At 54.9% G+C, this 23,250-nt stretch carries 15 protein-coding genes; 6 read left to right on the top strand and 9 right to left on the bottom strand.

The features are described 5' to 3' along the window. The first annotated feature begins 32 nt into the window (after positions 1–32). The gene (locus J7I43_RS01200) at positions 33–308 is read left to right on the top strand and encodes a hypothetical protein (protein WP_209142416.1); all 276 of its coding nucleotides are present in this window, start codon (positions 33–35) and stop codon (positions 306–308) included. Here J7I43_RS01200 and J7I43_RS01195 read toward each other — a convergent pair. The 6 genes from J7I43_RS01195 to J7I43_RS01170 all read right to left on the bottom strand — a co-directional run bounded on the left by J7I43_RS01195 (position 302) and on the right by J7I43_RS01170 (position 10,214). Further along, positions 302–1,816, bottom strand: a complete 1,515-nt coding sequence (locus J7I43_RS01195) for a right-handed parallel beta-helix repeat-containing protein (protein ID WP_209142414.1) — start codon at positions 1,814–1,816, stop codon at positions 302–304. The two genes, J7I43_RS01200 and J7I43_RS01195, sit on opposite strands and share 7 nt — an antisense overlap. A gap of 15 nt (positions 1,817–1,831) precedes the next feature. Further along, the gene (locus J7I43_RS01190; protein ID WP_209142412.1) at positions 1,832–3,127 is read right to left on the bottom strand and encodes an IPT/TIG domain-containing protein; all 1,296 of its coding nucleotides are present in this window, start codon (positions 3,125–3,127) and stop codon (positions 1,832–1,834) included. A gap of 32 nt (positions 3,128–3,159) precedes the next feature. Further along, complete coding sequence (locus J7I43_RS01185; protein ID WP_209142410.1) at positions 3,160–4,995, bottom strand: RagB/SusD family nutrient uptake outer membrane protein; 1,836 nt, start codon at positions 4,993–4,995, stop codon at positions 3,160–3,162. A gap of 20 nt (positions 4,996–5,015) precedes the next feature. Continuing rightward, positions 5,016–8,396, bottom strand: coding sequence for a TonB-dependent receptor (locus J7I43_RS01180; RefSeq protein ID WP_209142408.1), 3,381 nt, complete (start codon positions 8,394–8,396; stop codon positions 5,016–5,018). 145 nt (positions 8,397–8,541) lie between these two features. Then, positions 8,542–9,657 carry a FecR family protein gene (locus J7I43_RS01175; protein WP_209142406.1) on the bottom strand — a complete coding sequence of 372 codons (1,116 nt, stop codon included), beginning with the start codon at positions 9,655–9,657 and terminating at the stop codon, positions 8,542–8,544. Positions 9,658–9,674: 17 nt separating this feature from the next. Continuing rightward, on the bottom strand, positions 9,675–10,214 hold the full coding sequence (locus tag J7I43_RS01170) for an RNA polymerase sigma factor (protein WP_209142405.1): 540 nt from the start codon (positions 10,212–10,214) through the stop codon (positions 9,675–9,677). A 149-nt stretch (positions 10,215–10,363) separates the two neighbouring features. Here J7I43_RS01170 and J7I43_RS01165 point away from each other — a divergent pair, with 149 nt between their 5' ends. Together J7I43_RS01165 and J7I43_RS01160 are read left to right on the top strand one after the other, a co-directional pair. Beyond that, positions 10,364–14,743, top strand: a complete 4,380-nt coding sequence (locus tag J7I43_RS01165; RefSeq protein WP_209142403.1) for an nSTAND1 domain-containing NTPase — start codon at positions 10,364–10,366, stop codon at positions 14,741–14,743. Positions 14,744–14,838: 95 nt separating this feature from the next. After that, positions 14,839–17,352 (top strand): phosphocholine-specific phospholipase C, encoded by a 2,514-nt coding sequence (locus J7I43_RS01160; protein ID WP_209142401.1) that lies wholly within the window; start codon positions 14,839–14,841, stop codon positions 17,350–17,352. Between the two features lie 52 nt (positions 17,353–17,404). Here J7I43_RS01160 and J7I43_RS01155 read toward each other — a convergent pair whose 3' ends face one another. Then, positions 17,405–19,846 (bottom strand): mechanosensitive ion channel family protein, encoded by a 2,442-nt coding sequence (locus tag J7I43_RS01155; protein ID WP_209142399.1) that lies wholly within the window; start codon positions 19,844–19,846, stop codon positions 17,405–17,407. Between the two features lie 106 nt (positions 19,847–19,952). Between J7I43_RS01155 and J7I43_RS01150 the strand changes: the two genes are divergently transcribed. Continuing rightward, on the top strand, positions 19,953–20,645 hold the full coding sequence (locus J7I43_RS01150) for a GNAT family N-acetyltransferase (RefSeq protein ID WP_209142397.1): 693 nt from the start codon (positions 19,953–19,955) through the stop codon (positions 20,643–20,645). Positions 20,646–20,716: 71 nt separating this feature from the next. Here the strand turns inward: J7I43_RS01150 and J7I43_RS01145 are convergent, their stop codons facing one another. Next, positions 20,717–21,229, bottom strand: coding sequence for a hypothetical protein (locus tag J7I43_RS01145; protein ID WP_209142395.1), 513 nt, complete (start codon positions 21,227–21,229; stop codon positions 20,717–20,719). A gap of 148 nt (positions 21,230–21,377) precedes the next feature. Here J7I43_RS01145 and J7I43_RS01140 point away from each other — a divergent pair, with 148 nt between their 5' ends. Together J7I43_RS01140 and J7I43_RS01135 are read left to right on the top strand one after the other, a co-directional pair. After that, the gene (locus J7I43_RS01140) at positions 21,378–22,133 is read left to right on the top strand and encodes a class I SAM-dependent methyltransferase (RefSeq protein ID WP_209142393.1); all 756 of its coding nucleotides are present in this window, start codon (positions 21,378–21,380) and stop codon (positions 22,131–22,133) included. After that, positions 22,124–22,429 carry a DUF4265 domain-containing protein gene (locus J7I43_RS01135; protein ID WP_209145077.1) on the top strand — a complete coding sequence of 102 codons (306 nt, stop codon included), beginning with the start codon at positions 22,124–22,126 and terminating at the stop codon, positions 22,427–22,429. Before J7I43_RS01140 ends, J7I43_RS01135 begins: the two co-directional genes overlap by 10 nt. Here the strand turns inward: J7I43_RS01135 and J7I43_RS01130 are convergent. Continuing rightward, positions 22,423–23,244 (bottom strand): hypothetical protein, encoded by an 822-nt coding sequence (locus tag J7I43_RS01130; RefSeq protein WP_209142391.1) that lies wholly within the window; start codon positions 23,242–23,244, stop codon positions 22,423–22,425. The two genes, J7I43_RS01135 and J7I43_RS01130, sit on opposite strands and share 7 nt — an antisense overlap. Positions 23,245–23,250: the final 6 nt, after the last annotated feature.

The following is a 23,250-nucleotide window of genomic DNA, read 5'->3' as shown; positions in this document are numbered from 1 at the left end:
AGCTTACGGGCGCAACTGACAACAGCTAATCTATGAAGATAACAGAAGATAAATGGCGGCATTTTTTTGTGGGCATCCCCATCGGCAGCATCACGCAGATCTTCGCAGACTACATCGCGCCCGGTCGCCTGGTAGCCTCCGGCACGCTTGCCCTGCTGGCCGTGGCGGGCATCGGTTACGGGTTCGAACTGTTCTCTAAGGTCACCGGCAAGGGCCATCATGAGATCATGGACGCCATCGCTACCATCCTGGGCGGCATTATCGGCATAGCTGTTACGATGGCCATTATCACGAAGTTCTTTTACTGATGCGCCCCGATACTGATTTTATTGTCCGTAACACGCGGCTGGCCTGAAAAATCCACCGTTCCGAGAATCTCTGCCGGCAATACGTGACCGGCCAGCCTGGCAGGAGAATTCCCGGGAATGCGGTAATTTTCCGTCAGCAACGGGTCTTTCCCATCGATGGAATTGGCATCCATTCCGCTGGCCGTTTTCCATGCGTTAAAATCTGTGTAAGGCGCCCCGTTGGTCGTGTTCCAGATCCATCCGGCGGTGGTGGCGGAGAAATAAAGATTATTGTCTATCATGTTGCCGCTGCCGGTGTTGGTGTATTTATGCACGAAAAGGTCGTCCGGCCCGGCTACTACCAGGTTGTTGCGGATCACATTGTCGAAGCACTGTTCCGTCAGCCGCAGCTCCCCTTCTATTTCCCCGTAAGCGCCGCGCTCGCGGTTGTTCCCGGCCAAAGTATTATTCACCACGTAACAATTCCTTGTGCCGCCGCTGGTGTAGCCCAGGTATCCGCCGAGATAAATGCCCGTGCGGTAAAGATCCGTTACGATGTTGTTCCGCACGATACAATCGCTGGTGGGGAATGCGTCGTTTTCACTTACGATGCCGATGCCGCGGTCGCAATCGTAAATGCGGTTGCGCTCCACGGTGATCTTCCGCGCGCCGTCCACATAGATCGCGATGGCGCCATGCCCGTGGATGCCGCCGATCGGCCCGGTCGTCATGTCGATATTATAAAGCGTGTTTTCGGTGATGAGGCCGTTGCGGGCGTAATTGTAAGCGGGCACTGAATTGGCTGCATAACCGCCCGCCGCGTCGATGCCGATGTTTTCGGCGTTGTAAATAATATTTTTTCGGATGATGAACCCGTCCACATACCCGTTGATAGTGAGATTTTCGCTGTAGCCGGTGTTGCAGTCGTGAATTTCATTTTCTTCCACCAGCACGTTTTTCATCGGCACTTCCGTATTGCCGATTATCTCGATGGCATGACCGCTGCGCCCGTCTGTGGGGGCCGCGTTGTGCTCGATATTGTAGATCCTGTTGCGGCGGATGACGATGTTGGAAGAGCCCGCGTCCGCCACGATGCCATTCACGTTCACCCAGGGCGTGCTGCTTTTGAGATTACAAATGTCGAACCCTTCGATCTGTACGTAACTGGCGTTGCGGATGGTCACCAGCGCTTCTTTCCCGCTCACGGAAAGCCCCGTTCCGTCTATCACCGGCCGCTCGCCCGCGTATGCTTTCAGCGTGATCATTTTTTCGAGGCGGCCGGCTTTCGGGAAAAATACCTTTTCATAATACCGTCCTTCCCGCACGATCACCGTATCGCCGGGCGAAGCTTTTGCCAGCGCGGCGTTGATCCCTTTCAGCGGGGCCTGCAAAGTGCCGGTGGCCGCATCGCTGCCGTTGGGGGAAACATAAAACACGTTCTGCTTTGACTGTTCAGCAGGGGCGGGCGAGCTGCTCTTGCCACACCCCGCTGCCGCCAGCAGGGTTATCATAACGATCATTCTTTTCATAAATGCCGGTGTCTTTTATTCCGATACGATTTTTCTTACGCGGTTGTTGTTTTTGTCGAGCACGTACACCGTCCCGTTTTTATCTACCGCCACGCCCAGCGGCCCGGCAAATGCAGCGGCTTCGCCGATGGCGTTGGCATAGCCGGATGTACCGCTGCCTGCGTAGGTGCTCACGTTCCAGTTGCCAGGGGTGATGAAACGGATGCTCTGGTCCGGGTTGTAAGCGCCGCCGTCCCAGGTGCCGTTGCCTGCCACGTAAATGTTGCCGTCCGCATCCACGGCGAGGCCCCAGGGCACGGAGAATTTCGCGGCAGTGCCCGTTCCGTTCACATAACCGGGCGCATCCATCTGCCCCGCGATCACGGTGGGCGCCCAGGTGCCTTTGGTGTATCGCGTGATCACATGACTGTTGCTGACGGCCACATACAGGTTGCCTTCTTTGTCCAGGTCGAGGCCGCCGGGGACATTGATACCGTCTGCCACCAGGATCTTCATTCCTTCGGAAGGACTGCGGTAAATGGCGCCGCCACCGCTGTTGGCGTAAAACACTTCGCCGGAAGACTTGTCCACGGCCACCTGCCAGGTTTCACCGCCGGCATCCAGCCAGGTGGTTACCACGCCTTCGGGTGTGATCTTTTTGATCTTCCAGCTGCCGGGGTCTGCGGTGTACACATTTCCCTGCTCATCCACGGCTACGCCGTAAGGTATCCTGAAACGCGCTTCAGCGCCCGTACCGTCGTTGTCTCCTTCCGCGATATTCCCCGCCAGCGTCGATACTTTCCCTGTGCTGTCTATCTTGCGGATGCAGTGATTGCCGGGGTCTGCCACATACACGTTCAGATCGTCGTCTACCGCAATGCCGCTGCCGCGGTACCAGCCCTCGCTGTTAAAACGGAACATCGCGTCTTCACCTTTTCCGTTCGCAAAACCTGCCACACCGTTGCCCGCCAGCGTGGTAACGCTGCGCGTGAAAATGTAATTGAACTCGGCGTCGCTGGACACTTCCTTCCCTCCCACTTTCACCACCACCTTGCCGGAACCGCATTTGCGCGGCACTACGGCCATAATCTGTTTCGTATTGCTTCCCACTACCTTCAGCGGTTTGCCGTTGATGCTCACTTCCACTTCGGTGGTGTCCCCGAAATTTTCGCCGTTGATAAGGATAGACGTGCCGCCTCCGCCCTGCGCCGGCAGGAAACTTTCCACCGACACCGGCGCGCCGGCCACATGTTTGTTGTTATCGTCGTCTTTTTTGCAGGCGGCCAGCAAAAAAATGCCTGCGAGAAGATATCTGAAAAATGATCTGATCATATCGGGATTGATTGATTGGTCAATAAAAAGGATCACCAGCCGGGGTTCTGCACCAGCGCGCGGTCGCGCTCGATGTCGCCGAGGCTGATGGGGAACAGGTACATCTTGTTGTCCCAGTATCGCTGCTGGTACAGTTTACGGGTGTAGAACTGCGTGAAGGAGAAACCCAGGCCATTGTCGTTCGCGTTCACGTCCATGCCATAAATGGCGGTGTATTTGGGCAAGCCGGCCAGCAGGCGGCGCGTGAGCGTGTAATACCTGTCCGATTCAAAACACAGCTCTACCTGCCGCTCGCGGAGAATATGCGCGCGCATTTTATCGCGGTCGCCCACAGCGTCGGGATATACAGCGTCGATGCCTGGCAGCCCCGCGCGGGTACGGATCTCGTTGAGGTATTTGACGATGTCGGGATTGGAAGGCTCGTATTCGTTGAGCGCTTCTACGTAATCGAGCAATATTTCCGCATAACGTACAAGGATATACGGACCATGGAAACTCACATTGTCCAGGCGGATATTGCTGGCCGGGCTCACGCGCTTCAGCGGCAGGTAACCCGTAATATTGTTGCTGCCGGAGGATTTCTGGCCGGATTTGCCGTTGTAATAAAATTCCACGCGGCCCTGCCCGTTGGCGTTGTTGTCGGAGGAATAGTAGTTGCGGTCGTCTGTATTCTGGGCGGGCACTACGGGGCGGGCATTGTACATGATGTTCGCATAAAAACGCGCTTCACGGTCCGCGTACATGTTCCATTCCCCTGCGCGGTGCGCCCATGGGCGCGCGGGATCGGCGGAATTGGCGAAACCGTTTTCCACGTAGCCGGATTGGGGATCGTCTATCGTGCGCCCGTTTTTCATGGAAAATGCGTCTACCAGGTTCTGCGTGGCGCAGTACATGTTGTAGCCGCCCGGCCCGGGAGAGGCGCATTTCGTCCAGCCCCAGCGGCTCCAGCCTACCACGGCAAAAATGATCTCGTCGTTCCAGTTGGTGAGATGCACGTCGCGCACGGAAGCGTAAGGGTCAAAAGTGCTGCCGCCGTTGTCGAGATTGGTGAACAGTTTGTATTTGCCGCCGTCGATCACTTTTTTTGCGGCGTCCGCGGCGGTCTTCCAAAGATTAGCGTCCGCGGTGAGCGGCGCCAGTGGTGTATTGTCCTGGTTCTTGAAATTGGCGAAAGCAGGGTTTCCGTTCCAGAGCGGGCTGGCGGCGAGTATGGCCGCTTTTGCCTGGATGGCCCAACAACTGCCTTTCGTAGGCCGGCCCAGGTTGGTGCTGGATTCCCATTCGGCAGGCAGTACCGCCGCTGCCGCGTCCATTTGTTCGTTGATATACGCCACGCATTCGCTGAAAGGCGCGCGGGGATATTGACTGTAATCTTCGTTGGGGCTCAATACGCCGGTCACTTTTACGAACGGGCCGTATTGTTTCAGGATCATCCAGTAAAAATACCCGCGCAGGAAAGCCACTTCTGCTTTATACTGCGCTTTCAGCTCAGCGCTCAGCTGGTTGCCCGGCACTTTGTCGATGTTCTGCTCGAAGATGAAAGTTTTGCGGATGCCGGTATAATAACTGCCCCAGTTGTAAAAGTACCCGCTGGATGGGCTCCAGTTGCCGGATACCATCTGACGCACGTTGGTGGTGCCGATGGAAACGGACGATTCGTCGCTGGCGCCAACGGTTGCGAAGTCGCTGCCATCTGTACCGGCAATGCTGTACACGTGACTGTAAATATTATAGAGATAACTCTCCGCGTTGGCGCGGGTGGTCCAGATCATTTCTTCCGTGAGCAGGTTGTCCGGCTTTTTGTCCAGGTACTTCGAACAGGAAGAGAAAGTCAGCAGCAGCAATATGAAACAGGTGATCTTATTCATATGATCAAACTTTTTTAACGTTAGAATTGTGCCCTCAGCCCCAGGGTGATCGTTTTGGGATACGGGTATTTCGCGCCGTTCGGCCCCAGTTCGGGGTCCCATACCTTGAATTTGCTGAAGGTGAGCAGGTTGGTGCCCGCGGCATATACCTGCAGGTGGTTGACGCCTTTTACACGGTCTGCCGAAGTGATGATGTTGTAGCTGAGCGTGGCTTGTTTGAGACGCATAAAGCTCCCGTCTTTCAGCCACCAGTCGCTGTCTACATAATTATTATCCGAGGTGTTCGCTACCGTGAGGCGGGGGTACCATGCGTCTTGCCGGGGATTGTCTTTCGTCCAGCGGTCTGTGGCGTTGCTGAGAATGTTTGCGGGATATTGCCCGATGCCGGTGAATGGCACTACGCCCACGCCGTTCGCGGTGCCGTCGTTCATACTGGTTCGCGAGCCGTTTGCCATGATGGAAACGTCCGCCACGCCTGCAAACAACGCGCTCACTTCAAAACGGCGGATGCCGAGGTTAAAACCGTAGCCGTAAGACCATACCGGGAATTCCGATCTACCGAGATAACTGCGGTCGTTGTCGTTGATCACGCCGTCGCCGTTGAGGTCTGCGTATTTAATATCTCCCGGGTATACGGTGCGCATCTGCGTGGGACTTTTCTCCACATCGTCCTGGTCGGTGAACAGGCCGATGGCTTTATACCCGAAATATTCCATGTGCATGCGGCCTTCCGGCTGCTGGTAGTCGTACAGGAATTTCGGGTTGTCTGCAAAAACGATATTGTTGCGGGCGTAGGTGAGGTTGCCGAATAAACGGAGCGAAATATCCCTTCCGATCCTCGCGTTGTATTCCACGCTTCCGTCCACGCCTTTGTTCACCATCTCGCCCATGTTAGAGAATATGAAGCTCTCGCCAAAACCGCCGATGGAGGAAATGGAGCGGCGCTGGATGAGGATGTCTTTTCTCCTGTCTTTGAACACGTCTACGGTAAGATTGATCACATTGGCGATGCCCACGTCGAGACCGACATTGGATTTGTGCGAGGTTTCCCAGGTGAGGTCTTCCGTACCGATCACGCGGGCGTAGTTGCCGCCGTAGAATTGCGGGGAAGAGCCGAACGAAATGCCGTTGCCGCTTTCGAGGTAAGTGAGGTAACCGAAGCGGTCCTGGTAAATGGCGTCGTTGCCGGTAGAGCCATAGCTGGCACGGAGTTTCAGGAGGGAGAAGAAATCCATTCCTTCCATGAATTTTTCTTTGGAGATCACCCAGCCCGCAGCCACGGCGGGAAAGAAGCCCCAGCGTTTGCCGGGCTCAAAGTTCTCCGAACCGGTAGCGCCCATGTTCACTTCAAAAAGATATTTATCCCTGAACGCATACGTCACTCTCGCTGCTGCGCTCTGGTAGCGGAAAGGAATGGAATTTTTTACATTGCCGGCGGTGCCCAGCTGCCGGTTGCGGATGGTGCCCACCAGCAGCCCGCCAATGGTATGATCGCCGAAAGTGCGGTCGTAGCTGAGGTTGCCTTCGAGGTACATCACTCTTTCGCCGGTGGAATACTGACCATAACCGAGAAAATTCTGGCCGTTGCGCACACGCTCGAAATTGAGTTCCCCGGTAGGATTGCGCGAAGCGGCGTACCAAAGATCGTTCGTGCCGAGGCGCTGGTTGCCGAACTCGCTGTAACTGTCGAACGAAAAACGGCCCGTAGCGCTGAGGCCGGGCGTAACCGCGTCCAGCTTCTGCGTGAGGCTCAGCACCGACTGCACGGAAGGTTTGAACTCGGTACTGTAGCCGCTGTTCTGCACGAGGTTAAAAGGATTGGCGCCGCCGTTGTTGCGCGGGCCGGCCCACATATCACCGGGGTATTGAACGGGAAATGCGATGGGGTTGGTAGAATAGGAATTGTACCAGATAACACCCGCCGAATTGCCGGGATAACGGCTGTTTACCAGCATGGCGGCGAGATTGAGCGATAAGGTGGTTGTTTTGGTGATATTCAGGTCTACGTTGCTTCTGAAATCGTAACGTTTGAAATTGAGATTGGGATTGTACCCGTTGGCTTTGGACACGTTGTATTGCCCGTCCTGGTTGTAAAAGCTCATGGACACATAATACCGCATCGCTTCGCCGCCGCCGCTCACGTTTACGTTGGCATTGGCCATGGGCGCCCAGTCTTTGTAAATGCGGTCTATCCAGTTCACGTCCGGGTACAGGTACGGATCGAGGCCGCTGGCGGTTTTGGCGATGGTTTCTTCGGAATAGGGCGCGGGCGCGCCCACGTTTTCCTGCGCTTCGTTGTACAGGCGCATAAACGTAACGCCGTCCAGCAGTTTGGGCAGTTTGGTGAAACCGTTATATCCTGATTCCACTTTGGCGGATACTTTGGGTTTGCCGGCCACACCGCGTTTGGTGGTGATGATGAGCACGCCGTTCGCGCCGCGCGCGCCGTACACCGCCGTGGCGGATGCGTCTTTCAGCAGGCTGATGCTTTGCACGTCTTCCGGGTCGATGTTATTAAAAGCCCCGCCGTATGTGCTGTTCACATCTTCGCGCTGCACCCCGTCCACGATGATCAACGGGCTTACGCTGCCCGCGAATGTGCCGATGCCGCGAAGGGTGAAGTTCGGATTGTCGTACCCCGGCTCGCCGCCGCCGCTTTGCATGGAGATCACGCCGGCCACTTTACCGGCCAGGTTGTTGGTGAGCGAGCGCACTGGCACCTGCATGTCCTGCATGTTCACCGTGGCTACCGAACCGGTAACGGTCACTTTTTTCTGTTTGCCGAAACCCACTACCACCACTTCGCTGAGCTTGTCGATGCGGGGCGTGAGCGTTACTTTCAGCACTTTTTGCCCGGAAAGTCTCACCTCTTCAGTGTTCATGCCGATCATCACCACTTTCAGCACTTCGCCCGGCGCCGCATTGATGGTAAAAATGCCGAGCGCGTCTGTGATCACGCCGCGGCTGGTGCCGTTTACAGACACCGTTACACCGGGCAGCGCATTGCCTTCAGCGTCCATCACCTGCCCTTTCACCGGTTCTTCTTTCACCGTTTCCTGCGCGGCGACGGCATTAGCCGGCGTTTCTTCCGGCTTTCGGTCCAGCACAATGCGGTTGCTGCGCACTTCGTACACGATGTTTTTGTTTTTCAGCACAAAGTCCAGCACGTCTTTCAGCCGCGTGTTGCGGAAGTTGAGGTCCATCTTTTCACTGTCGTTCAGCAACTGGTTGCTGTACACGAGCGTGAACCCGGTCTGTTTTTTAATGCTCCGGAACACCTGCAGCAGGCTCATGTCGTTGCCCGAGAGGGTCACGGGCGTTTGGAGGGAAGGAGTTTTTACCTGTGCCAGGGCAGGCATCAGCGTGGAAAACAGGATGCAGCCAAGCACGAGGAGCCGCATAATCTGCGGATTGCGCATACATTTTCTCATCTCGGAATAATTGGTTAGGTGATATACGACATAACTACACCCGTTTTATTCAAACGGGTGACAGCGTGGGAAGAAATTTTTTTCTTTTTGCCGGGAAGGAGAAAAACGGGAGGTGTTATTTCAGGAAAACGGTCTGGTTTTCGACACGGATATCCGCGCCTGCGGTGGTTTCCAGGTCGTTGAGAAATTCATCCAGGCGCGCCCTGTCCATCAGCCCTGTGATGGCGACGGATGCGAACCGCTCCCCTTCTGCCCGGAAACGGATGCCGTAAAACCGCGAAGCGATGACGGCGATGTCTGCAACGGGCATTTTATGAAAATAATAGACCCCGCTCATCCAGGCGGTCACTTCCTCTTCGTCGAACGCGCCGGTACGGAAGCCGTTGGAAGAATAATCCGCCTGCAGCCCCGGTTTGAGGGTAAGTTGTTTGCCGTCGCGGCTTTGCAGCTGCACGCTGCCTTCCACGAGGGCGGTGCGTTCGGCGCCGGGCTGGTAGGTGTTGATGTTGAAGGATGTGCCCAGCACGCGCACTTCGGTTTGCGGCGTATGTACGATAAACGGCCGCTCGGCGTTTTGGGCCACTTTAAAAAACGCTTCCCCATCCACGTACACGTCGCGGGTGGGACCATTGAAGCTGAACGGAAAACGCAGGCTGCTGGAGGCGTTGAGCCAAACGGTGGTGCCGTCTGCCAGCATCATTTTATACGTTCCGCCGGCGGGCACGCGCAACGTACTGCTCGACGTATCGGTGCTCTGGTAGGCCAACGTGCCGTTGTTGTTGTGCAGCGTGGCCTGTTGCAGGGAAATGGTCTGCGCGCTGTCCCCGTTCAGGGTAATGGTTTGCCCGTTCGCCAGCACCAGATTCACCGCCGAGGCGGGCAGTTCCGGGAGTTGTGCGGTAGTTTGCGTAGCCGGGCGCTGCTGCCACAGCAGGATGGCCCCTGTAACGGCAATGCCCGTCACCACAGCAGCAGCGGCATACCACATGCGGCGGACGCCGCCACGGCCTCTTTTCCGGCTTTTCAGCTCGGCCAGCGCCCCGTCTGCAGACAGTTCTTTCGCAAAAGTTTCCGTCCGCCGCGCGCGCTCCCCTTCAGAAAACGAAGCCCATACTCTCCGGAAATCCTCGTCTTCTCTCAGTTTCGTTTCGATATAAGTAGCCTCTTCCGGCGTCAGTTCGCCGGAAAGGTGTTGTATGTATAATTGGAATATCTGTTCGTTCTCTTTCATGTTACCGGGTTAACAAGTTAGTATTTTTTCGGTTGTACGGTGCTTCGCAATAATTTCAATCCGCGTTTCAGATGCGTTTTGAAGGAGTTAAGGCTGATGCCCATTTCCTCCGCCGCTTCCTGGTAACGTTTGCCCTGCAGGTAGATCATCTGGATGGCCATACGTTTCTGGCCGGTGATATTATCTAAAGAGGAATGCAATTGTTTGTAATAGTCCTGCCCTTCCGGCTCGTCGTGCCCCGCGGTTTCGCGCATGCTGAAAAACGCTTCGTGGTGGTCGAGGCGGATACGTTGTTTTTTAAGATGGTTCAGGCAACGGTTGCGCACCGCGGTATGCAGGTACCCTTTTACGTCTCCCTCGAAATTATGATAGAGCTTTTTGTCCCAGATGTCCATAAAAAACGTCTGCACAAGGTCTTTCGCCTCCTGCTCCTGTTGCAGGAACCAGAATGCGTTGATGCAAAGCATTTTATAATACTTTTCGAAGAGTGCTTCAAAAGCGGATTCATCCCCTTCCTTCAGGCGGTCCAATAAAAGAGTGTCCGGAGAATGATTCATTGGCTTACATTCTTTACCGAGGTTTGTGTAACTGTGCAAGAGTAGCGGCTTGCGCAGTGAAAATTCTGATCTGGTTGACTGTTTTACTGACGGTAAGATAGTCAATAATTTGAATTTCCTAATGCTGAACCGCGCCACACATTAAATGTTTGAGTAATTTAGCATACGCCCTATTTCAGATGTTCAACTTCGCCGCACATAAAGCATTTATCATCGGCATCAGCAATTACCGATCGTTCCCCTCGCTGCAAACGCCGCTGCACGACGGGAAAGAACTGGCACGACTGCTGCGCGCGCAACAGTTTGCGGTGGAAGAATTGTATGATGCGGACAAACAGGAGCTGACGGATTTCCTCGAAACCATGCGGAAAAATATCCGGCAGAACGACCGGGTGCTGCTCTATTACGCCGGCCACGGCATGGCCCGCGATCATGCCAACCGCCCGGAAGGCTGGCTCATCCCGCGCGACGGCGAAAAAGACGTGTCCACTTTTGTGTCGATGGAATGGCTTTCGGCGCTGATCAATCAATTACCCTGCCGGCATTTCCTGCTGCTGCTGGATTGCTGTTTTTCCGGGGCGTTCCGCTGGTCGTCCGGCCTGCGCGACCTGGGCGCCGGCGTGCCCAACGTGATGTATAAAGAACTGTTTGAGAGATATACCACAGACGAAGCCTGGCAGGTGATCACCTCCTCCGCCCACGACCAGCAGGCGATAGACGAATTACTGGGCCTCGGCAGCCGCGGCGAATCGGAAGGATCGCTGCATTCGCCTTTCGCAGACTTTCTTTTCAAAGGCATTACCGGGGCGGCGGATATGATCGGCGACGGCATCGTGACCGCCACGGAGCTTTATCTATACCTGCGCACCCGCGTGGAAGAGATCAGTCTCAACACCAGCCTCAGCCTGCGGCAAACACCGGCGCTTTTCCCGCTGGCACGGCACAACAAAGGCGAATTTGTATTTATCCCCGGCCCGCTTCCCGGCCTTCCTTCCAAACCTCCCGGCCTCAATCCTTACAAGGGTTTGGAAAAATTCAGGGAAGAAGACGCCGACTTCTTTTTCGGAAGAAGAACGGTAACAAGAGCATTGTACGATTTCAGCCGCCATCGCAGGTTTACGGTGGTAGCCGGTTCTTCCGGCAGCGGAAAATCCTCGCTGGTAATGGCGGGGCTGGTGCCGCTGCTGCGCGCGGAAAGGCGCTCCCTTGCAGTAATACGCCCGGATGAAGAATGGCCCGCCGTATTGCCGGACATACTCGTGATCGACCAGTTCGAAGAAGCCCTGCGCCTGCCGGACGCGGAGAAATTCCTGCAACAGGTGGCCGCCCTGCCCACACAGATCATCGTCACCGTACGTTCCGATTTCGAAAGATATTTCAGCAGCGGCGCATTCGAAGACAGCTGGCAACCCGCGCGTTTCGCCATCCCCGCAATGAGCCGCGAAGAACTCCGCGAAGCCGTGCTGCAGCCCGCCAAACAGGCCGTGCTTTTGTTTGAAGGCACCGAAGGTTGGGAGGAAAATATCGTGACCGAACTGGCCCAGGCCCCCAGCCCGCTACCTTTGCTGTCGTACACGCTGTCTATCGTTTTCAAACGTTCGGGCGGGCACGTGCTGTCTGAAAAAGTGTATAACGAGCTCAATGGCGTGTACGGCGCCATCAGCATAACGGCCGATGAATTGTACGAACACGTCCACGAAAAAATAACCGGCACAAAAGAAGAACTGCAGCGTACCATGCGCCACCTTCTTTTACGGCTTATCCATATCGACGGCGGGCGCATCGTATCACGCCGCGTAAACCGCTCCCGGCTTGTGTTTGAAGATGCCGCGGAACAACGCAGGATGGACGCGGTGATCATGCTGATGACTTCGGCGGACTATCGTTTGCTCGTGGCCGGCGATCAGCACATCGAAGTGGCGCATGAATCGTTCCTGCGCTCGTGGCCGCAGATATCGAAATGGGTACAGGAGTTGGGCATGCAGCAGTTTTCGCTGCTGAAACGGCTCGAAGACGTGGCCGGTGAATACATCGCCGCGCAGGCCGCGGAAGAAGAAACCGTGTTGTGGCACGATAGCCCTTATTTAGACGATCTCGCCGACATCCTCCGTGCCAATCCGCATTACCTCACGCGGCAGGAGGCGCTTTTTTTGAAAGACAGCCGGGAGCTGCGCAGATCGCGCCGCGTGGAGCACAACCGCCGTCTTGCGCGCATCACCGTTTCGGAAATTTCCTACCAGGTAGAACAGGTGGAAGAATCCGACCTTACCCGCGCGATACGCTTGCTGGAAGAAGCCGTGGCCATTTGTCATGATTATGATATTGAAGTGCCTGCGCGGGTTAAACAATTGCTGTGCAGGCTTTTCAACAACGAATGGCTGCTGAAGCGCCGCGCGATGTACAAATGGGAATTCGTGCACCAGCGTTCGGTGAACGATATCGTATTATCGGAAAACAATCAATTACTGGCGACCGGCGGCGGCGACCGGCGCGTGCTCGTGATCGACATGCGCACCGGGAAAGCCGCGGAGCATACTTTCGGGGCCGAAGTAGAATGGGTGGAAATAATGGCGGATAACAAGACGGTGCTCGCGCTTACTTCCCATGGCGACCTTTGGATGCTCGGGAAGAAAATACAAAAACTCAGCGGCAACCTGCCGGTAACGCATGCGCAACGTACGACAGACGGGAAATTCATCGGGGCTACAGGCCAGCGGCACTGGCGGTTGTGGGACATACACGGGAAACTGGTACAGGAGCGGGACATGCCGGAAGATATCTTCGAAGTGCATCTAGTAAATAAAGGAAAACACCTTTTACTGCGCCTGTTCGACGAGCTGCAAATCCGCAGCGCCGATACTTTCCGGTTAAGCGGGAAAGCAGCGCCGGACCCGGTGAACCTGGTGTATGAAACGCCGCAGCACAAACTGTTCGTACAGACTTACGAAGGCGGTTTTTACCTGTCCCGCGGCGGCACGCTTACCCGCGTTGTTCCCGACGATGAAAGCCTGAAGGTCGTGCATATCGCCGCAGACGGCCGGCACATTATCACCGCCGCCAAAATGGGGAACATCACCGTACGGAACGGCGAAGGCGATGCGCTCCACCGCTTCAGCCTCGACACGATGGTCAACGGCATCAGCACAGGCAGCGGCGACACCCTGCTGATCGCATGTTCGGATTCCAGCGCGATGGAAACGGATCTTAAAGGCAACCACCTGCGCACTTTCGATCATAGCAGGAAGGTGGTAAAAGCGCTGGCCGTCCGCAACAGCGGCACGGTGATAACGGCGGGCGGCGACGGAAAGGTGAGGGTTTGGGATGACGAATACCCTTCCTTCATTCATTTCCCTGTAAACCCCGAAACCGACCAGTTCTCCGTTTCCCCCGGCAACAATTTTTTCTTTTTCCACGAGCGCGACACCGGTAAAAACGGGTTGTGCGGCCGAAACGGGCAAACCCTGAACGCACGGCTGAAGACGCTGGAAGTACGGCATTCCGTTTTCAGTCCCGATGAAAAAATACTCGCCGCCATGAACCAGGCCGGCAGCCTCGTGCTTTGCCCGACGGACGGCGGCCAGACGATACGCGTGCCATTGAACGAAAAGGCGAACCTGCGGGAGATCGCATTCACGGCGGATTCGCGTTTCCTGATCATTGAGAACAGCGACAATTTTTTTCATGTGCTGAATGCCGCGGACGGAAAAAAAGCATTTCCCGATATGCCGGGCCGCATTATTTCGGCGGCAGACGGGGAAAAAGGGCCGTACACCATTCACCTGCTTAATACAAAACAGGCCGACCTTTTGTGCGGCGGCAAACACCTGTGCAGCATTCACCGGCCACAGGGCATTAAACGCGCGGTGATACTTCCCGCGGTGAAAAGAGTGGTGCTGTCGCTGGAAGGAAAGGTGCTGGAGTTCCTGGATTATTCCGGGAAAGTGCTGGGGCGGCATACTGTGAAGGATTCGCCGACCTTTTCGAAAACAAAGACGGTGTTTGGGGACACCATGATCTTCCTCCCACTGTCCCGCGTGGGCAGCAAGGCGCCCGCCCATGAACAACGCGACGCGTTCCATCTTTTTACGCCCGACGGCGGGCTGATCGCAACGGAAGAAAGCAACCGCCGGTTCGTCAGCCGTGTGTTCGATACTGCGGACAAACTTTTCGTGCAATTCGATAATTCTTATATCATCCGGCAATACAATACGAACGGGAAGCTGGAAAAAGAGATCCATTTCTCCGTCAAATCCCTGGAATTTACCCGGTTTTCCTTTAACGGCGAGTATTTCCTCGTGAACGGACGGAAGGAATCCGTACTGTTCGATCAGGACGAACAACGCGTATTTACTTACCGCGACTGCCCCGACGCCCATTTTTCGGCCGATGGCCAGAGTGTTTTTGCGCTGGAAAACGGTTTTCTCCGCCAACATTTCCTTCCCGGCCCCATTCTTTCCCGGCTTAAATTATCTTTCATCTCCCCTATTTTACCGTCCATAAAAAAAGAATTACGAAACCAAATGAAATAAAATAAAATTAACATTGAAAAGTACACCTGGCTGACTTATTTTTATACATTGTTCCACGATTAGAGAAAAACAGCTACTCAAATCACGCTTTTACCATGGATAACAGAAGAGAATTTCTCAAGAAATCGATGCTTTTATCCGGCGCCGCCGGATTGCAATCCTTTTTGCCGGGCTCCATCCAGCGGGCCATGGCCATCAATCCCGCGCCGGGCAGCACCTTCCTGGATGCGGAGCACGTCGTGATCCTCATGCAGGAAAACCGTTCGTTCGACCACTGTTTCGGTTCGCTCCAGGGCGTTCGCGGCTTCAACGATCCCCGCGCCATTTCCCTGCCGGACAAAAAGCCGGTATGGCTGCAAACGAACGACAAAGGCGAAACCTATTCGCCGTTCAGGCTGCATATCAAAGACACCAAAGTGACCTGGATGGGCGCGCTGCCCCACGGCCGTCACGACCAGGTAGACGCCAATAACGGCGGCAAATACGACAAATGGCTGATCTCCAAAAGGCCTGGCAATAAACAATACTGGCATATTCCGCTGACGCTGGGGTATTACACCCGCGAAGATCTGCCGTTCAACTACGCCATGGCAGACGCTTTCACCGTTTGCGACCAGAATTTCTGCTCCGCCATGACCAGCACCACGCCCAACCGCGCGTACTTCTGGACCGGGCAGATCTTTTCCGAAGAAGCCGGCCTGCCCAAAGCGAACATCCGCAATACGGACTACACATACGGCAAACAGCCCTGGAAAACTTTCCCGGAACTGCTGACAGACAACGGCGTGAACTGGAAATTTTACCAGAACGATCTCAGTTGCGGCGGCGGTCTTGTCGGCGAAGAAAGAAGCTGGCTGGCGAATTTCGGTTGCAACAACCTCGAGTTCTACAAAGCCTTCAACGTAAAATTCTCCGACCGTTACGTGCGGAATCTCCAGAAACTGGTGGACACGCTGCCCGACGAGATCAATAAACTCAACGAAGCCACCTCGGGCTCAGAAGCCGAAACCAAAAAACGCAAGACCGAGATCGCTAAAAAACAGGAAGCGCTCGACAATGCAAAAACTGAACTGGCGCTCTGGAACAAGGAAAATTTCGACAAACTTTCGCCGAAACAAAAAGAGCTGTACGAACGCGCGTTCGTGATCAACAGCGCCGATCCCGAGTTCCGCAAGCTTTCACAGCTTAAATACAACGACGACGGCACCGAACGCGAACTGGCCGTGCCCGCCGGGGACCTTTTTTACCAGTTCCGCAAAGACGTAAAAGAAGGCAAACTGCCCACCATATCGTGGATGGCCAGCCCGCAGAATTATTCCGACCACCCGAGCGCGCCATGGTACGGCGCCTGGTACATTTCCGAGATCATGGACATCCTGACCAGCAACCCGGAAGTGTGGAAAAAAACGATCTTCATCGTAACCTACGACGAAAACGACGGGTATTACGATCACGTGCCGCCGTTCTCCATCCCGGACAATAAAAAACCCGGCACCGGCAAAGTATCCGAAGGCATCGATACCGAAGTGGAATTTGTACGAGTGGAAAACGAGATCGCGCAGGGCATTCCCAAACGGCAGGCCCGCGGAGCCGCCATCGGGCTGGGTTACAGGGTGCCGATGCTGATCGCTTCCCCCTGGAGCCGCGGCGGGAAAGTATGCTCGCAGCTGTTCGACCATACATCCACTATCCAGTTCCTCGAACATTTCGTGAACAACAAGTTTAACAAAAACCTTCACCTCGACAATATCAGCAAATGGCGGCGCGCTATTTGCGGCAATCTCACCGCGGCTTTCACGCCGTTCCAGGAAGGCGACGACAAAAAAATGCCGTTCCTCGGCAAAGAGCAGTTCGTGGAAACGATCTACAGCGCAAAGTTCAAAGAAGAACCGGGGGGTTATAAAAAGCTTTCGGCATCGGAAATCTCCGCCATGATCGCCGATCCGTCTACCGCAAACCCGCTCGCGGCGCAGGAAAAAGGCATCCGTCCTTCCAGCCCGCTGCCTTACGAACTGTATGCAGACGGCGTGTGGAACGACCAGAAAGATCATTTCACCATCCGCATGGGCGCCGGCAACCAGGCATTCGGCAAATCCGCGCAGGGCTCGCCGTTTACGGTGTACGCGCCTACCGGCTTCAGCGGCGAGATATCACGCAACTGGCATTTCGGCGTGGTGGCGGGCGATACCATTCAGTACGAATGGCCGCTGAAAGAATTCGACGCTCAAAAATATCACCTCCGCCTGCACGGGCCGAATGGTTTCTTCCGCGAGTTCCGCGGCAGCAAAAAAGATCCTTCGCTGGAAGTAAGCTGCACGTACGAAATGGACCGCGCGAAAAAACCGACCGGCAACCTCATCCTGAAACTGCATAATTCCGGCGATGCGGCAACGGTGGTGTTGAAAGACCATGGCTACAAACAGTCGGACAAAACGGTCGAGATCGCGAAAGGCGCCAGCAAGGAAGTGATCTTGCCATTGGGCAAACAACACGGCTGGTACGACTTCAGCGTGTATTCCAAAGCCTCGCAGGATTTTGAAAGAAGATATGCGGGAAGAGTGGAAACTGGCAAGGAATCATTTACAGACCCGGTGATGGGCAGGGTATAAAAGAAACAAAAAAAGCAGCCGTTTGGCTGCTTTTTTTGTTTGATATTTTTCATCATTCGATAATAAGATCGGTTTCTTTCCCCGCCTGGTGCAGCAATAACAATATCTCGCTCATCGCTTCTTCGGAGCGGCTCACGTCTTTACACCAAAAATACCCTTTCAGGTCAAAGCCGTTTTCGTGCACTTTAGTGAACAGCACCTGCGGTTCCCGGTTCTCAAAAATATATTTCGAACGGCGGATCGCGTTTTTCACGGCGGTGGCCACTGTTTCCATATCGCTGCTGCCGGTTACGGTCAGTTCCATTTCCAGCCGCTGCTGATTGTTGCTGAGCGTCCAGTTCACGATCTGCTGCGAGAGGATGTCACCGTTGGGAATGATCACTTCCGCGCCGTTCTGCGTCAGCAGCGTGCTGGAGCGCAGGCCGATCTCGCGTACCTTCCCTGATTTATCACCGATCTCCACCACATCGCCGATCTGCAAAGGCCGGTCGAAAATGAGGATGATGCCCGACACGAAGTTGTTCACGATATTCTGCAAACCCAAACCGATGCCGACGCCGAGCGCGCCGAGCACGATCGTGATCTTGTCCACCGGTACGCCGGAAGCCGCCACAGCCAGCAGGTAACCGAGGCAAAGCAAGATCAGCCGCGCGATCAGCAGACGGTTGCGGGCGCCTTTGTTGGCAATCTCTTCGTCCAGCCCCGCGTCGCCGAAAAAGTACCCGACATATTTCTGCAAAAGATGCGCGATCCAGATGATGAGGAAAAACAATAAAATACCGCCGATGGTAAACGTGGCGTTGCCGATGTTGCGGTCTGTCTGCATAAAGTCCATCAGCCCTTCGAGCACAACGGTGTAAATATTCAGGTTGGTGGTGAACACGATCAGCCAAAGGATCACGACGAGGAACAGTACCGGCCTTCTGAAACTATCGAGCACGGGCTGATAGTCGATGCGGCTTTGTACGCCCCGTTTCACGCGGCTGGCCACGATCTGCAGCATGATGGCTTCCATGCAGATCTTGCTGAACACCGCCAGGCCCACGGCCTGCGTAAATGCGAAAATAGCCGCGTTGCCGAAGATCTGCGCCAGCGACACCCGGCCCCAGAGGTTGCACAGCAGCGACAGTATGTTCATAACATTGTGCAGAACGATCACATACCGCAAAAAACCTTGCAGGTGCAGGTGCTCTTTCATACGGGAAAGGAACAGCATGCCGAAAACCACGGACAGCACATTGAGCAGCATCAGCCATAAACGTTGCCCTATTCCGGGGTCTACCATATGATGCGTGAACGAGAAACAGATGTACAGCACCGCCATCCCGATCCAGTACCAGAACAGGCGGCGCGGCCATTTTTTCCAGCAGATAATAGTGAGGATCACGATCAGCAGGAACTGCATCGATTCGATGTAAGCCGAAGGCGCGTGCAGGTCGAACAGCGGCGCCATGGCGAACATAACGATGAACGAAGAAACGATGTAACCGGAAGGCAGGTACACAAAATCCAGTTCGCTGATGTCGCCCATGGCCTGGTTTCGCCGGATGGTGCGGATGTTGCGGAAGATCCAGGCAAAGAAAAGTATCCCAATGAGCAGCAGGAACAGGCGTTTGTTGCCGCTGTCCCTAAAATAATAGTTCAGCGCCTTTCTTTCACCTTCGTAGGCTTTGCCGAAGGAAGAACGGGCGCCGGAGGAAACATTCACCGTGTCTCTCTCCCACAGATAATTATATTCTTTCCCGAACACGCGCGTGGCGGAACTGTTCAGCAGGTTGTTCACTCTTTCGAGCAGTTTGCTGGTAGTGATCGCGTTGGCGGAGTTATGCGTCTGCAACGAATTTACACGCGCCATGCTTTCGCGCAGCCCGCGGGTGGCGCCGCGGAACGCTTCGCGCATATCCCTGAGCTGCGGCGCGAATTCCTGCCGCAATGCGGAATCGCGCATAAGCTGGCGCAGCACGGTATCGCCCGCCAGCGGCTTAAGTGTAGTGCGGAGCGCGTTCAGCCGGCTTTCGGAGCTGTCCAGCAGTTTTCGGTGGTCCCGCAGTTCGAGCTGAATGTTTTGCAGCAGCGTGCGGAACACCTGCAGGTTGCGGAGGTTAAGCGCGCGGCTGTTGTTGAGGATATTGTCTTTCAGAACGGCCAGCACCGAATCGCTGTCCTGTAAATGAATGGCCACCAGTTCCACGCCGATGGGCAGTTCGCTTTTGTTCTCCACATTGTTGAGGATCACATAGGTATTTTCGATCTGCTGCTGGTAATCGCTGCTGGTCATTTTGGCGGAATCGGCGAACAGGGAGGCCATGCCCATGATGCCTCCGCCCCTGCGCCGCGAGGTATCGCCCGGCCTGCGGGTGGAATCGTTGCTGAACCGCCGCCTGCCGGAATCGGCCTGGGAACGGTGAAACCTGCCTGAATCCTGGGCCTGAACGGCCAGCCCGGCGATCAATATAATACTGGTAATAAACAGCCGGCGAAAACGGTCCCTCATGGATATGTATTTTTCATTGCTAAACTATGAAAAGAACTTATGTATAAGAAATTTTTATATGAATAAGAGCGGCCCGTGGCCCGGCGTTCTGTAAATTTGTATGGAAATGGAGAGAAAAGACAAATATTCAGCGCTCGACAATCCCGCCTGGAGCGCGCTTACAAGCCAGCACAGCGAGTTTGCAATTGGTCCGGCGCTTGCGAAAAGATACAGGGCAGACATTGTTTCATTCACCGGTTTCGCGGAGCCTACGGTTGCCGCGGCTGCCGCGCTGGACCCGCTGATGGCCGCGGGCGAACACTTTTTTATCATCGGTGAACCGCCGCCGCTGCCTGAAGGCTGGGAAGTGAAGAACGACCTGGCGTGCGTGCAGATGGTTTGTGAATCGCCTGTAACAGTACCCGCCACCGTAGAGATCGAACCATTGGTCGAAAAACAAGCCCGCGAAATGTACGATCTCGTGCAGCTTGTGCAGCCGGGTTATTACCTGCTGAACACCCATCGCATGGGCGATTATTACGGCATCCGGCAGGAAGGAAAACTCGTGGCAATTGCGGGAGAGCGCATGCGCACGGATGTTTTCACCGAACTGAGCGCCATTTGCACGCACCCGGATTTCACCGGGCGGAAATACGCGCAGCAACTGACCGCTCACCTGTGCCGCAAAAATATCGAAGCGGGGAAGATCCCCTTCCTGCACGCATCCACCGCTAACAGCCGCGCCATCGGCGTGTACGAGCTGATGGGTTTCCGCACGCGCAGGGAAATCTCTTTCCGGCTCACCGTTAAAAACAAATAAGCATAAAAAGAGCCGTACCTGCGAGGGTACAGCTCTCTCTGCCAATTATTAACTAAAACTCAGGGGTTATTTTACTGTGCGCTTGCACCGATGTTGCCGATCGCCACAACACTATCCCTGGCCGGCGTAACCGTTTGGTCCACGAACGATACGCGTGCGAATGCCTGGTACTTCAGCAGGCTGTCGTAGTTGAATTTCTTCTTCCCTCCATCTACCGTCACCTCCTTCACGCTTGCCCATTTGGCTTCCACGGCCGCGCCGGTGGTCTGGCTTTTGATGCTGCCGATCTCCTGGAACAGCTCCAGCGTGCCATCCGCTGTTTTTCCCTTGTATAGCGCGAATTTATAAGTGGTGTCGCGGGTGGATTTGTCGATCCGCATCACCAGGTCGAACGTACTGTCGGTAAGTTCTTTGGCTATCACTTTGCCGCCGCCGGTGCCGTTAGATACGGTGAATGCATATTCCTTGCTGCGTTTCGGCGGAGGAGTGGGCGAATCATCGTCGTTACAGGCTGCGAATAAGATCCCGAACAATGCAATAGCGAGCAAGGCCTTTCCAGGCGCCCGGTAGGTGTGTTTTCTCATGGTTCTTCCGTTTTAAAAATAGTTAGGTTAAATTCTACAATTGCAATACGGGTTAAACGGGCACGAAAATCAAAAAGTTACAAAGCCTTGCATTTTTTTCAATAATTCCCCGGGGAGCCGTTCGGCAAATTTTAAGGAACTTTACGGTATGGACAATACACAAAGGTTCAACCACCGCGTTGAAAGTTACGCCGCTTACCGCCCGGATTACCCGGCGGAAATGGTCGGTTTCCTGCAGGGGAAATATAACCTTGGCCCCGGCAAACCCATTGCCGATGTGGGCGCGGGCACGGGCATTTCCACCGCATTGTTCCTCAAAGCCGGCTATGCCGTATTTGCCGTGGAGCCCAATACGCCCATGCTTGAAAAAGCCACGGAAATGCTGGGCAAATATCCCGGCTTTCATGCCGTGAACGGCTCCGCCGAAAACACGACCCTCGGGAGTGAAAGCGTAGACGCCGTGATCGCGGCGCAGGCATTCCACTGGTTCAACCCGCAGCAAAGCAAAAACGAATTTCTCCGTATTCTCCGCCCCGGCGGCATCGTTGCGCTGATCTGGAACGAGCGAAGGGTGCATTCCGATTTTGAAAAAGATTACGAAGCCCTGATCAACCGCCACGGGAAAGATTACATAAAAGTGCGGCACCGCAATATCGATATGGAACACATCGCGGCATTCTTTTCACCACACGCTGTGGAGTTGAACACCTTCACCAACGCGCAGGTATTCGGCCTGGAAGGGCTTAAAGGACGGCTGTCTTCCTCTTCTTACATGCCGCTCTCCACGGAAGCGGGTTACGCGGAAATGATGGAAGACCTCGAAAAACTGTTCGCCCGGTTCAGCGAAAACGGCCGCATCACCATCAGTTACGAAACGAAAGTCTATTCCGGCATATTCAAATAAATGATGTATTCGCCGAGTTCGACGACGACGAATGCGCGCTTACTTACCGCGAAACCATTCGCCCCTCGGGCAATTCAACGATACAGGTTTTTGTGATGGATAAAGCGGGGAATGTGGAAGGCGTGCGTGAAATTTTTCTTGAAGTGGGCTGCGCGCCGGAAAGCAGGGGCAGCCGGTACTTTGTAATGGAAGTGCCGGCGGGCATGGATTACGGGCCGGTAAAACTGAAGCTGGACATACTCTCCGTCAAAGGCGTGCTCGATTACGCCGAAGTTTGCTTATCCCACGTTTACTGACCGTACCGGAAATAATCACATACATCTTCGTCGCACAACAATGCCTTATACACCGGGTGCTGCAATACTTCGGTATAGTCCATCCACCGCCTGCCCACTTTTATTTTCCGGTACACCAGCCGGATGCCGTGCGAATAGTCCACATACCAGTTTACATGCCCCGTATACAAAGGCTGGATGGGCTTTCCGTCGGTTTTATGCCAGCCGTAGATGGCCACACGGTCCGGGCGCGCATCCCTGGAAATTTTGCCGCTGATCACTACATCTTTTTTAATCCCGGCGATCAAGCCGCGTCTTCCCTTCCGCTGCCCTTCGATGATGAGATGATGATGCCAGAAAATGATGGCGCTGTCGCGGAAAGCGTAGAGCGGCACCGGCGGCAGTTTTACTTTTGCGGCGAGGTAAATGTCGTTCACCATTTTGCGGGTGGGCAGAAAACATTCCAGGCTGTCTGCAATCCGCTGCGCGGCCACGGGCGTGAGCGGAATCCTTGCAAAATCGTTATTTCCGCCGATGGACAGGTAATCGGGCGCAACGTAAAAAACGGCATTTACTGTTTCGCCGTTCGCTCCGGTGATGGAAGTATGCACCGGCACGAACTTCCGGAGAAAATCCGGAACGTTCCCGGAGAAAATTTCTTTCAGCGCAATGGGCTCACGGGTATTCCATTTCATGCTGTCCACCTGCCGGTAAAAATCCTCCCCGGAAATAGCCTGCGCGGGCCGTGGCGGCAGCGGTAACCGGAAGGCGGTGCGGCAGGCAACCCCGAAAACAACACAGATCAGTAAAAAGAAAAAGATGCGGCGGCTGTACATACCTTT

It is taken from the genome of Chitinophaga chungangae (assembly GCF_017742215.1).
Taxonomy (GTDB): domain Bacteria; phylum Bacteroidota; class Bacteroidia; order Chitinophagales; family Chitinophagaceae; genus Chitinophaga; species Chitinophaga chungangae.
The sequence above is the reverse complement of the archived record's forward strand: the minus strand, read 5'-3'. Positions and strand labels throughout refer to the sequence as shown.

What these genes read in the sequence shown, in the direction of transcription:
- J7I43_RS01155 (WP_209142399.1), bottom strand. Translation starts at nt 19,846, where the DNA reads ATGAGGGACCGTTTTCGCCGGCTGTTTATTACCAGTATTATATTGATC.
- J7I43_RS01195 (WP_209142414.1), bottom strand. Translation starts at nt 1,816, where the DNA reads ATGAAAAGAATGATCGTTATGATAACCCTGCTGGCGGCAGCGGGGTGT.
- J7I43_RS01185 (WP_209142410.1), bottom strand. Translation starts at nt 4,995, where the DNA reads ATGAATAAGATCACCTGTTTCATATTGCTGCTGCTGACTTTCTCTTCC.
- J7I43_RS01140 (WP_209142393.1), top strand. Translation starts at nt 21,378, where the DNA reads ATGGACAATACACAAAGGTTCAACCACCGCGTTGAAAGTTACGCCGCT.
- J7I43_RS01200 (WP_209142416.1), top strand. Translation starts at nt 33, where the DNA reads ATGAAGATAACAGAAGATAAATGGCGGCATTTTTTTGTGGGCATCCCC.
- J7I43_RS01150 (WP_209142397.1), top strand. Translation starts at nt 19,953, where the DNA reads ATGGAGAGAAAAGACAAATATTCAGCGCTCGACAATCCCGCCTGGAGC.
- J7I43_RS01170 (WP_209142405.1), bottom strand. Translation starts at nt 10,214, where the DNA reads ATGAATCATTCTCCGGACACTCTTTTATTGGACCGCCTGAAGGAAGGG.
- J7I43_RS01145 (WP_209142395.1), bottom strand. Translation starts at nt 21,229, where the DNA reads ATGAGAAAACACACCTACCGGGCGCCTGGAAAGGCCTTGCTCGCTATT.
- J7I43_RS01175 (WP_209142406.1), bottom strand. Translation starts at nt 9,657, where the DNA reads ATGAAAGAGAACGAACAGATATTCCAATTATACATACAACACCTTTCC.
- J7I43_RS01160 (WP_209142401.1), top strand. Translation starts at nt 14,839, where the DNA reads ATGGATAACAGAAGAGAATTTCTCAAGAAATCGATGCTTTTATCCGGC.
- J7I43_RS01180 (WP_209142408.1), bottom strand. Translation starts at nt 8,396, where the DNA reads ATGCGGCTCCTCGTGCTTGGCTGCATCCTGTTTTCCACGCTGATGCCT.
- J7I43_RS01190 (WP_209142412.1), bottom strand. Translation starts at nt 3,127, where the DNA reads ATGATCAGATCATTTTTCAGATATCTTCTCGCAGGCATTTTTTTGCTG.
- J7I43_RS01130 (WP_209142391.1), bottom strand. Translation starts at nt 23,244, where the DNA reads ATGTACAGCCGCCGCATCTTTTTCTTTTTACTGATCTGTGTTGTTTTC.